Raw genomic sequence first — 11,520 nt, forward strand, 5'->3', positions numbered from 1 at the left:
TGCCAAATGCATGAGGAAAAAGTAGCATAGCCAAAAGAAAATATAGCAGAACTTAAAATATAAAAGAGGTTGTGCCAACGTTTTGACACAACCTCATGATTTTATCCAGTTTGTATATTCCGAAACTTAGAACTCGGCGTTGCGCGGCGTACGTGGGAACGGTATAACATCACGAATATTCGTCATGCCCGTCACGAACAGCAACAAACGCTCAAAGCCCAAACCAAATCCGGAGTGGGGACATGTACCGAACTTGCGGGTATCGAGATACCACCACATATCCTTCATCGGAATGTGAAGTTCGTCAATACGCGTCATCAGCTTGTTGTAATCCGATTCACGTTCGGAACCGCCAATGATTTCCCCAATCTTCGGGAAGAGCACATCCATGGCACGCACGGTCTTGCCGTCTTCGTTCTGCTTCATATAGAACGCTTTGATTTCCTTCGGATAGTCAGTCAGGATAACCGGACGCTTGAAGTGGTCTTCCACCAGATAGCGCTCGTGTTCGGAAGCCAAGTCAACTCCCCAGTACACCGGGAATTCAAACTTATGTCCTTTGGCAACAGCCTCTTCCAGTATCTTGATACCTTCCGTATAGGGCAGGCGCACGAAGTTTTCTTTCAAGACACCTTGCAGACGTTCAATCAATCCCTTATCAAACATGTCATTGAGGAACTTCACATCGTCGGCACAGTTGTCCAAAGCCCACTGCACACAATACTTGATGAAGTCTTCCGCCAGGTCCATATTGTCCGCAATATCATTGAACGCCACTTCCGGCTCAATCATCCAGAACTCTGCCAAGTGGCGGGGAGTATTGGAATTCTCGGCACGGAACGTAGGACCGAATGTATAGATGGCTCCCAATGCAGTAGCGGCAAGTTCGCCTTCCAACTGTCCGGAAACCGTCAGGCTAGCCTGCTTTCCAAAGAAGTCATCATCGTAAATAATGGAACCATTCTCGTCCTTCTTCAAGTCATACAGATTCTTTGTAGTTACCTGGAACATCTGGCCTGCGCCTTCGCAGTCGGAAGCCGTGATGATCGGAGTATGAAAATAGAAGAACCCTCTGTCATGAAAGAACTTATGGATGGCAATCGCCATGTTGTGACGAATACGAAACACCGCCCCGAACGTATTGGTACGGGGACGCAGATGGGCTATCTCACGGAGAAACTCCATGGAATGACCTTTCTTCTGCAACGGATACGTGTTATCGCAAGCTCCCAGCACTTCGATTTCGCGGGCCTGCACTTCGGCCTTCTGACCGGAACCGACAGATTCCGTCAGCACCCCGTTTACACTCAAACAAGCACCGGTAGTTATCTCTTTCAGCATCTCCTCATCGAAGTTACCCAAGTCTACTACAATCTGCACATTATTTATTGTAGAACCGTCATTCAGCGCGATAAAGTTTACTTGCTTACTACCTCTGCGGGTACGAACCCAGCCCTTCACGTTGACCATAGCGCCAAAATCTTCACGCTTCAGCAGGTCAACCACCTTTGTTCTACTAATCTTTTCCATAAAACAGTTATTATACCTTATTATATATTACTCGAAAGAACCCATGCGCAGGAAGTTCACCTCTTGCTCCGTGAGGTAACGCCATTCGCCGCGGCGCAGGCCTTTCTTCGTTAAACCGGCAAAATATACACGGTCCAGCTTCATCACCTTGTATCCCAGCGATTCGAAGATACGACGCACGATACGGTTCTTACCGGAGTGAATTTCAATGCCGACATCATCTTTCTTTACGTCATCCGTATAGCTAATGGCATCTGCATGGATTTCTCCGTCATCCAGTTGAATACCGGCCGCAATTTGCTCCATATCGGCTTTTGTCAGATTCTTGTCCAAATGCACATGATATATTTTCTTCTTCAGATACTTGGGATGCGTCAGCTTGGAAGCCAAGTCACCATCATTTGTCAGCAGCAACACACCTGTAGTATTGCGGTCCAGACGACCTACCGGATAAATACGTTCATTGCAAGCGCCTTTCACCAAATCCATCACCGTGCGACGTGCTTGGGGGTCATCCGAAGTAGTCACTGTATCTTTCGGCTTGTTCAGCAGGACGTAAATCTTACGTTCGATACTGACCGTCTGGTCGTGGAACTTCACTTCATCACCACGTTTAATCTTGGTTCCCAATTCCGTCACGACCTCTCCGTTTACAGAAACAACTCCGGCAGTGATGAATTCATCAGCCTCGCGACGGGAACAAACACCGGCATTGGCCAGAAATTTGTTCAGACGGATAGGCTCGTTCGGGTCCACAAACTGCTCCTTATACTCTATCTGTTTCTTCTTGCTGTACTTAGCATTGGGGTCATAATCGGCCGAACGACGGACAGGACGACTATAGCTATCTCTGTTACCATATCCGCCAGGCCTTCCACCACCCGAATTGAAGCGTGGACGATAAGGACGATCACCACCCTCATTATTGTAGCGAGGACGCTGCAGACGGTCGCCATCTTCACTGTTATAGCGCGGACGATAGGGACGGTCTGTATTATAAGAACGATCACTGTTATAAGGACGTTGCGGACGGTCACCACCTTCATTACCATAACGCGGGCGCTGCGGACGGTCACTATTATAAGGGCGTTGCGGACGGTCGCCACCTTCGCTGTTATAGCGCGGACGGTAAGGACGGTCACCCGAATTGTTTCCATAAGGGCGTTGCGGACGGTCGCCGCCTTCGCTGTTATAGCGCGGACGATAGGGACGGTCGCCATTATCGTTATTGTAACGAGGACGCTGCGGACGGTCACCATTGTCCGCACCAGGATTAAAGCGCGGGCGATAAGGGCGGTCACTGTTATAAGGACGCTGCGGGCGGTCCCCGTTTTCACTGTTAAATCTGGGGCGATAAGGACGGTCGCCATTATCACGGTTGTAAGACGGACGGCTGTAGCCACCTTCCTTGTTAAATTGGTTACCATCGCGGCCGGCACCTGAGTTCTCCTCTGCGGAAGAAGCATCACGCCAAGTTTCGTTTTCTGTACTCATTGTTTTTTATTCGAATAAAATTAAACCTTGGCCTCACGGCCATTCATTGTCTCTATTATACCTTGAATTTTATATGTTTCTATAACAATTGCCGGAGTAAAAAGTTGAAATTCCTCCGGTACACTTCTGTGGTTGCTTAAATTCCCGTATAAGTATGGGGGGTAATCACCCGCAATTCTTTCTTTATCTCTTCACTTACATTCAGTCCCTCTATAAATTCCTTGATAGACGCTTCCGTAATGGCCTGATTGGTACGGGTCAACGCTTTCAACGCTTCATAAGGATGCGGATAGGCCTCGCGGCGCAGAATGGTCTGGATAGCCTCGGCCACCACGCTCCAGCAATTGTCCAGGTCACGGTAGATGGCCGGTTCGTTCAACAGCAACTTACGCAAACCCTTCAAAGAACTTTGTATGGCAATAATGATATGCCCGAACGGCATACCCACATTGCGGAGCACGGTAGAGTCCGTCAAGTCACGCTGCAAACGGGAAACCGGCAGTTTTACCGCCAAGTGCTCAAGAATAGCATTCGCCATGCCCAGGTTTCCTTCCGCATTTTCAAAGTCAATCGGGTTCACCTTGTGCGGCATCGCGCTGGAGCCCACCTCACCGGCTTTAATCTTCTGCTTGAAATATTCCATAGAGATATATTGCCAGAAGTCACGGTTCATATCAATCATCACCGTATTGATGCGCTTCATGGCATCAAAGATGGCAGACAGATTATCGTAATTGGATATCTGGGTAGTATACTCCTCGCGTTCCAAGCCAAGCTTTTCGGAAACGAACTTATTGCCGAATGCCTTCCAGTCATATTCCGGATAAGCCACATGATGGGCATTGTAATTACCCGTAGCGCCACCGAACTTTGCTGTCACCGGACAAGCCTTCAGCGTTGCCAACTGGCGTTCCAGACGGTAGACAAACACCATTACCTCCTTGCCCAAACGGGTAGGCGAAGCCGGTTGTCCGTGTGTCTTGGCAAGCATGGGGATAGCGGCCCACTCTTCCGCATAAGCACGGAGCTGCGCTATCAGTTCCTCTATTTGAGGATAGTACACCTGCTCCAGCGCCTCCTTTACAGACAAAGGAACAGACGTATTGTTGATATCTTGTGAAGTCAGGCCAAAATGGATGAACTCCTTATAGTCGTCCATACCACCCAACTTGTCAAACTCTTCTTTTAAGAAATACTCCACAGCCTTCACATCATGGTTCGTCACGCTCTCAATATCCTTGATGCGTTGCGCGTCGGCTTCGGAGAAGTTACGGTAAATGTTTCTCAAGGTTTCGAAAACGCCCTTATCCACCCCTTTCAGTTGCGGCAAAGGCAGCTCACACAGCGTGATAAAGTATTCTATTTCAACTTGTACACGGTATTTAATCAGTGCAAATTCTGAAAAATAGGCAGCCAAAACATCCGTTTTGCCTCTGTATCGACCGTCAATCGGAGAGATTGCGGTAAGTAAATCAAGTTTCATACGTCGTATTTATGATGATAATTATCGGACTGCAAAATTACTGCTTTTTTCTGAGTAACAAGACATAAAGGATAAAGATTTTAAGAAAAGGAAGTTAACGGATAAAAAAAATGGCCTTACAATCACTTGCAAGACCACCTTCGAATGAAAATTTCCAGTGGGCGTTGACGGATTCGAACCGCCGACCCTCTGCTTGTAAGGCAGATGCTCTGAACCAGCTGAGCTAAACGCCCTTTTGATGAACAAAAGTGCTTGGATTTTGTGTGGGCGTTGACGGATTCGAACCGCCGACCCTCTGCTTGTAAGGCAGATGCTCTGAACCAGCTGAGCTAAACGCCCGTACACTTCCGTTTCAAAAGCGATGCAAAGGTACAGCTTATTTTGACATTACCAAAATTTTTGCATAATATTTTTCGATATTTTTTTAGTCATTTAGCGACATACTCTGTTTTTCAAGCATTTAGTACGTTCACTTTTTTGCCTCATTTTTCCGGATAACCTTTGCCGGATTGCCAACGGCTATGCTATCGGATGGAATATCTTTCGTCACCACACTACCCGCACCGATGATACAACGGTCGCCGACGGTGACGCCCGGGCACAGAATGGCACCGCCGCCAATCCAGCAATCCTCTCCTATCGTCACCGGATAGGCATATTCCTTTTCCGTACGACGCTCGATATAATCCATCGGATGATGGGGAGTGTATATCTGTACGCATGGACCGACCAACGTATGGGCACCAATCGTGATATATCCCCCGTCCAGGAAAGTGCAATTGGCATTGACAAAGACATGCTCACCCAGCCGGATACCATCCCCATGGTCGCAATGGAACGGCGGACAGATGACGGACGTGGCGGGAATGCCCGGTACCAGCTCCTCCAGCAAGCTCCGGTAATCCTCATCGTAAGTACTCATCACACGCATTTTTGCCAGCAAGCGCTTGGCATGCTCGAACTTCACCTGTATCTCCGGAACGGACATATCCGCCAACTGGGAGCTACGCATTTTTTCCACTTCATTCATATTGTTTCTTCTTTTGATTCATACAGAGACTCAGCCCCGAACAAAAATACGGAAATAAACGCAGTATACCAAAAGAGCGGAAAACCTTTCGGCTTTCCGCTCCTGCAATCGTTTATAGAGCAAACAATTTATTTGTACTCCTGCCAGCTCTTAATCTGGATATCTTCCAGCTTCATTTCGCAGAATGCCTCGATAAAGGCACTTGCCAGGCGAGCATTGGTAATCAACGGAATGTTGTGGTCGATGGCACCGCGACGAATCTTGTAGCCATTGGTCAGCTCGCGTTTCGTATGGTTCTTCGGAATGTTGACAATCAGGTCGAAGGCATGGTCGGCAATCATCGTCATCACGTTGTTTTCCGCATCCGGGCGTTCATCCGGCCAGTAAACGGCTTCCGTCGTCACGCCATGGGCGTTGAGGAAAGCGGCTGTACCTGCCGTAGCATAAATCTTATAGCCTTTGGCAAAGAGCATGCGGCTGGCATCCAGCAAATCCACCTTGGACTTCATGGCTCCGGAGGAGAACATCACGCCCTTCTCGGGACGGGGGATTCTGAATCCGGTAGCAATCATGGCATTCAGCAATGCTTCGGAGAAGTCGTCGCCAATACAGCCTACCTCGCCCGTAGACGACATGTCCACACCCAATACCGGGTCTGCCTTGTGCAGACGGGAGAAGGAGAACTGGCTTGCCTTCACACCGATACGGTCGATGTCGAATGCCGACTTGTCCGGTTGTGTATAGGGAGCGTCCAGCATGATGCGGGTAGCAGTCTCGATGAAGTTACGCTTCAGCACCTTGGATACGAACGGGAAGCTGCGCGATGCACGGAGGTTACACTCGATAACCTTCACCTCGTTGTTGCGTGCCAGGAACTGAATATTGAAAGGACCGGAAATATTGAGTTCCTTCGCAATCTGGCGGCTGATTTTCTTGATGCGGCGTGCCGTTGCAAAGTAAATCTTCTGTGCCGGGAATACCAGCGTAGCGTCACCGGAGTGTACACCGGCAAACTCTACGTGCTCGGAGATGGCGTATTCCACCACTTCACCGTTTTGGGCAACAGCGTCGAACTCAATCTCCTTAGTGTTCTGCAAGAACTGGGATACCACCACCGGATATTCCTTAGATACCTCAGCAGCCATCTTCAAGAAGTTTTCCAGTTCTTCTTCATCGTAGCATACGTTCATCGCAGCACCGGAGAGTACGTAAGACGGACGCACCAGTACCGGATAGCCCACCTTCTCTACAAAGCCTTTCACATCTTCCAGGCTGGTGAGTTCCTGCCAAGCCGGTTGGTCGATGCCCAGCTGGTCGAGCATGGCAGAGAACTTGTTACGGTTTTCGGCACGGTCGATGGAGATGGGGGAAGTACCCAACACGGGAACTGACTGGCGGTGAAGCTTCATAGCCAGGTTGTTAGGAATCTGTCCACCCACGGACACGATGACACCGCGCGGCTGCTCCAGGTCGATAACGTCGAGCACACGTTCGAAGGAGAGCTCGTCGAAGTAGAGACGGTCGCACATGTCGTAGTCCGTAGAAACGGTTTCGGGGTTATAGTTAATCATGATGGACTTGTAGCCCAGCTTGCGGGCAGTCTGGATGGCATTCACCGAACACCAGTCGAACTCTACAGACGAACCGATGCGGTAAGCGCCCGAACCAAGCACAACCACTGATTTTTCATTCTTATAATAGTTCACATCATAACCCTGAACGGCATACGTCATGTAGAGGTAGTTCGTCAGTTCCGGATGTTCGGAGGCCACCGTATTGATGCGCTTCACGGCGGGCAGGATGCCCAGCTCCTTACGACGGGCGCGTACGGCAAGGTTTTCCTTCTCCATATTGCCTTGCGGATTCAGCACGAAGCGGGCAATCTGGAAGTCGGAGAAGCCAAGCACTTTTGCTTCGCGCAGCACGTCGGCGGGGATGTCTTCCACCTTATTATATTGGGAAAGTTTCTGCTTGTAGTCTACGATGTTCTTCAGCTTGCCCAAGAACCAGGGGTCAATCTTGGTCAGCTCAAAGATGCGGTCGATGGCATATCCCTTTTCCAGAGCCTCGGCAATGGCAAAGACGCGCAGGTCTGTGGGATGTGACAGTTCGTAATCCAAGTCATCGAACTCCACTCCCTCATTGCCCACGAATCCGTGCATTCCCTGACCAATCATACGCAAGCCCTTCTGGATAATTTCTTCAAAGGAACGTCCGATAGACATGATTTCGCCTACCGACTTCATGCTGGAGCCGATTTCGCGGCTGACACCTACGAACTTCGTCAAGTCCCAACGCGGAATCTTGCAAATCAGGTAGTCAAGCTGCGGAGCTGCGTATGCCGAGTTGGGAGTTCCCATCTCGCCGATTTGGTCGAGCGTATAGCCCAACGCAATCTTGGCAGCCACAAATGCCAGCGGATAACCGGTAGCTTTGGAAGCCAATGCGGAAGAACGGGACAGACGGGCGTTCACCTCGATGACACGATAGTCGTTTGTCTCGGCATTGAAGGCATACTGGATGTTACATTCGCCCACGATGCCCAGGTGGCGGATACATTTGGTGGAAAGCTCCTGCAACATTTTCACCTGCTCGTCGGTCAATGAGCAAGTGGGAGCCACTACGATGGACTCACCCGTATGGATGCCCAGCGGGTCGAAGTTTTCCATGCTTGCCACCGTGAAGCAGTGGTCGTTGGCATCGCGGATTACCTCGAATTCAATTTCCTTCCAACCCTTCAGAGACTCTTCTACCAGAATCTGCTTGGAGAAAGTGAAAGAGCTTTCGGCCAATTTAATGAAGGCTTCCTCGTCCGGACAAATACCGCTTCCCAGTCCACCCAGAGCATAAGCCGAGCGCACCATCACGGGGTAGCCAATCTCGCGGGCTGCCTTCAGTGCGTCCTCCATGCTCTCTACAGCGTGACTCTTCGGAGTCTTCATCGGAATCTCGTCCAGCTTCTTCACAAAGAGGTCACGGTCTTCGGTGTACATAATCGCCTCAACGGAAGTACCCAGCACGCGCACGCCATATTTCTGAAGAATTCCGTTCTGGTAGAGTTCCGTACCGCAGTTCAGCGCCGTCTGTCCGCCGAATGCCAGCAAAATGCCGTCGGGACGTTCTTTCTTGATGATTTCTTCCACGAAATAAGGAGTTACCGGCAAGAAATAAACTTGATCGGCGATACCTTCCGATGTCTGGATAGTAGCAATGTTCGGGTTTACCAAAACAGAACCGATACCTTCTTCGCGCAACGCCTTCAGCGCCTGCGAACCGGAATAGTCAAACTCTCCGGCCTGACCAATCTTGAGCGCACCAGAACCCAAGACAAGCACTTTCTTTAAATTCTTTTCCATATTCTCTTGTTGTCTATTAAGTTACGAGTTACAAGCTACGAACTACGAGTTGTAGCTATTTCACAAAAAAAATGCGTCACCCAATAAAGGATTAACGCATTACCAAAGAACTAAAAATATCTTTCTCGAAAAAAGAGAAACTGACGGCTCCCGAATGAAATTCATTCGAACGGAGGTTATATTTGCTTCTCATTTCCTGCGATTGCATAGTCTCTTTAAAATTTGTGCAAAGTAACGACTTATTTACGAAAAGAGCAAATTGTGGCATATTTTTTTGCATAAAAGAAACGTCATCCTCCATAATAGAAGAGCGGCCGTCGCCCACAACCGAAATCTTTTTCCGAAAAATGCGATTCCATATAAAAAAGAAAGACTATATCTCAGTAAAGGCATTTGCGGATAAATATGAAGATTCTCCCCACCAAAACTTGCTTTTCTCGCCACGGAAACTTACCTTTGTGCCTATACAAAAATAGAACAAGGATTCTGTTTCTACAAACAAAGCCTTTATTCTTAAAAATAAAATTTCTATTCCTTGGAATAAAGGCTTTATTCTAAGATTTCTCCGCCACCAAAAGAACTTTGCTCCGCAGGGAAAAGGACTTTGCAACGAAGGAAAGAAAAGAAAGGAGAACGCAACAATGACCACACGCTACCAAATGAAAGAAATGCCCGACTTGCAAGGCACGGGCGAACCAATCACCTACCCCAAGATGGTGATGACCGGACAGACCGGCACGCGCGAACTGGCGGAATACATCGCCATGACCTCGGGATTCTCTAAAGGCGTAACCGAAGGAATTATCTGCGAGCTGGGCGAAGCCCTGGCCCACGAAATGGGAATGGGACGCTCGGTGAAGATAGAAGGATTGGGCGTATTCACCCCCGCACTGTCCATCTACCCCGACAAGGAACGCGAACAGCCCCAAGAAAGCACCACGAAGCGAAACGCGCGGAGCATCTACGTAAGTGGCGTGAACTTCCGCACGGACAAGGCCTTGATTAGAGAAACCAACCATTGGTGCGAACTGGAACGTGCCTCCTGGAAACCCGCACGTTCGTCGAAGAAATACACCCCCGAACAACGTCTGGCTCTGGCGCATCAGTATCTGGACAAGCACGCCTTCCTTACTGTCAGCATCTACCGGCAACTGACCGGACTCGTCCGCTCCACCGCCACCGTGGAACTGCGCAAATGGGCACATACTCCCGGCAGCGGAATCGATACAAGCGGCATCGGAAGCCATAAGGTATACGTGAAAAGGAAAGAAAGCGTCATCCCTTGAGGTTTCGATAATTATAGGTATCTTTGCCGGTCTTAATGGCTTTTATACAATGAAGAAACTAAAAAATACATAATATGGCAAAAGAAAAAATCATCCTTACGGGCGACCGCCCCACAGGACGCCTGCACATAGGACACTATGTAGGCTCATTGAGAAGAAGAGTGGAACTGCAAAACTCCGGCTTGTACGACAAGATTTTCATCTTCATCGCCGACGCACAAGCGCTGACGGACAATATGGAGAATCCGGAAAAGGTGCGCCAGAACGTCATCGAGGTGGCACTGGACTACCTGGCTTGCGGACTGGACCCGACGAAGAGTACCATCTTCATCCAATCCCAGATACCGGAACTCTGCGAACTGACCTTCTACTATATGGACCTGGTGACCGTGAGCCGCCTGCAACGCAACCCGACGGTAAAGACCGAAATCCAGATGCGTAATTTCGAGACAAGCATCCCCGTAGGTTTCTTCACCTACCCCATCAGCCAGGCAGCGGACATTACCGCCTTCCGCGCCACTACCGTGCCCGTGGGCGAAGACCAGGAGCCGATGATTGAACAAGCTCGTGAAATCGTACGCCGTTTCAACTATATATATGGTGAAACCCTCGTGGAACCGGAAATCCTGTTGCCCGACAATGCAGCCTGCCTGCGCCTGCCGGGAACGGACGGCAAAGCCAAGATGAGCAAGAGCCTCGGCAACTGTATCTATCTTTCGGACTCTGCCGACGAGGTGCAGAAGAAGGTGAAGAGCATGTATACCGACCCCGACCACCTGCGTGTGCAAGACCCCGGAAAATTGGAAGGCAACACCGTATTCACTTACCTGGATGCCTTTTGCCGTCCGGAACACTTCGGCCTTTATCTGCCCGAATATCCGAATCTGGACGAACTGAAAGCCCACTACCAACGTGGCGGTCTGGGCGACATGAAAGTGAAGAAGTTCCTCAACGAAATTATGCAGGAGACACTGGAGCCTATCCGCAACCGCCGCAAGGAGTTTGAAAAAGACATCCCCGCCATCTACGACATGCTGAAGAAAGGTTGCGGAACTGCCAGGGAAACCGCTGCCGCAACCTTGGACGATGTACGCAAGGCTATGAAGATAAACTACTTTGATGATGCGGAACTGATTGCAGAGCAAGTAAAGAAATTCGGCGGAGAATAAGGGATAGGAGATACGAGTTACAGAAGTTACGAGTTACAAGGAGCTACCTGTTACAAGTTACTGGTTACAAAAAATGAGAGGTTGTGTCAAAACGTTGGCACAACCTCTTTTATATTTTAAGTTCTGCTATATTTTCTTTTGGCTATGCTACTTTTTCCTCATGCATTTGGCA

7 protein-coding genes and 2 tRNA genes are annotated in these 11,520 nt (G+C 49.3%); 2 read left to right on the forward strand and 7 right to left on the reverse strand.

The window, feature by feature from the left end; all coding sequences use genetic code 11:
* Positions 1–126: 126 nt before the first annotated feature.
* The 7 genes from asnS to carB form a co-directional block, all read right to left on the reverse strand.
* Positions 127–1,530 (reverse strand): asparagine--tRNA ligase, encoded by a 1,404-nt coding sequence (asnS, locus tag CSD97_RS18160; protein ID WP_098032870.1) that lies wholly within the window; start codon positions 1,528–1,530, stop codon positions 127–129.
* A gap of 27 nt (positions 1,531–1,557) precedes the next feature.
* The gene (locus CSD97_RS18165) at positions 1,558–3,024 is read right to left on the reverse strand and encodes a pseudouridine synthase (RefSeq protein WP_098032871.1); all 1,467 of its coding nucleotides are present in this window, start codon (positions 3,022–3,024) and stop codon (positions 1,558–1,560) included.
* A 136-nt stretch (positions 3,025–3,160) separates the two neighbouring features.
* Positions 3,161–4,507, reverse strand: coding sequence for an adenylosuccinate lyase (purB, locus tag CSD97_RS18170; protein ID WP_005829591.1), 1,347 nt, complete (start codon positions 4,505–4,507; stop codon positions 3,161–3,163).
* A 158-nt stretch (positions 4,508–4,665) separates the two neighbouring features.
* Positions 4,666–4,740, reverse strand: a tRNA-Val gene (locus CSD97_RS18175).
* Positions 4,741–4,771: 31 nt separating this feature from the next.
* Positions 4,772–4,846: transfer RNA gene (locus tag CSD97_RS18180), tRNA-Val, on the reverse strand.
* Positions 4,847–4,976: 130 nt separating this feature from the next.
* On the reverse strand, positions 4,977–5,537 hold the full coding sequence (locus tag CSD97_RS18185) for a sugar O-acetyltransferase (RefSeq protein ID WP_098032872.1): 561 nt from the start codon (positions 5,535–5,537) through the stop codon (positions 4,977–4,979).
* A 128-nt stretch (positions 5,538–5,665) separates the two neighbouring features.
* On the reverse strand, positions 5,666–8,893 hold the full coding sequence (gene carB / locus CSD97_RS18190) for a carbamoyl-phosphate synthase (glutamine-hydrolyzing) large subunit (RefSeq protein ID WP_005833447.1): 3,228 nt from the start codon (positions 8,891–8,893) through the stop codon (positions 5,666–5,668).
* Between the two features lie 641 nt (positions 8,894–9,534).
* Here carB and CSD97_RS18205 point away from each other — a divergent pair.
* Both CSD97_RS18205 and trpS read left to right on the forward strand, forming a co-directional pair.
* Complete coding sequence (locus CSD97_RS18205) at positions 9,535–10,179, forward strand: HU family DNA-binding protein (RefSeq protein WP_005833449.1); 645 nt, start codon at positions 9,535–9,537, stop codon at positions 10,177–10,179.
* Between the two features lie 74 nt (positions 10,180–10,253).
* Positions 10,254–11,348 (forward strand): tryptophan--tRNA ligase, encoded by a 1,095-nt coding sequence (gene trpS, locus CSD97_RS18210; protein WP_098032873.1) that lies wholly within the window; start codon positions 10,254–10,256, stop codon positions 11,346–11,348.
* The last annotated feature ends 172 nt before the right edge of the window (positions 11,349–11,520 follow it).

The sequence above is a fragment of the Bacteroides sp. AR29 genome (assembly GCF_900217715.1).
Classification (GTDB): Bacteria; Bacteroidota; Bacteroidia; order Bacteroidales; family Bacteroidaceae; genus Bacteroides; species Bacteroides uniformis.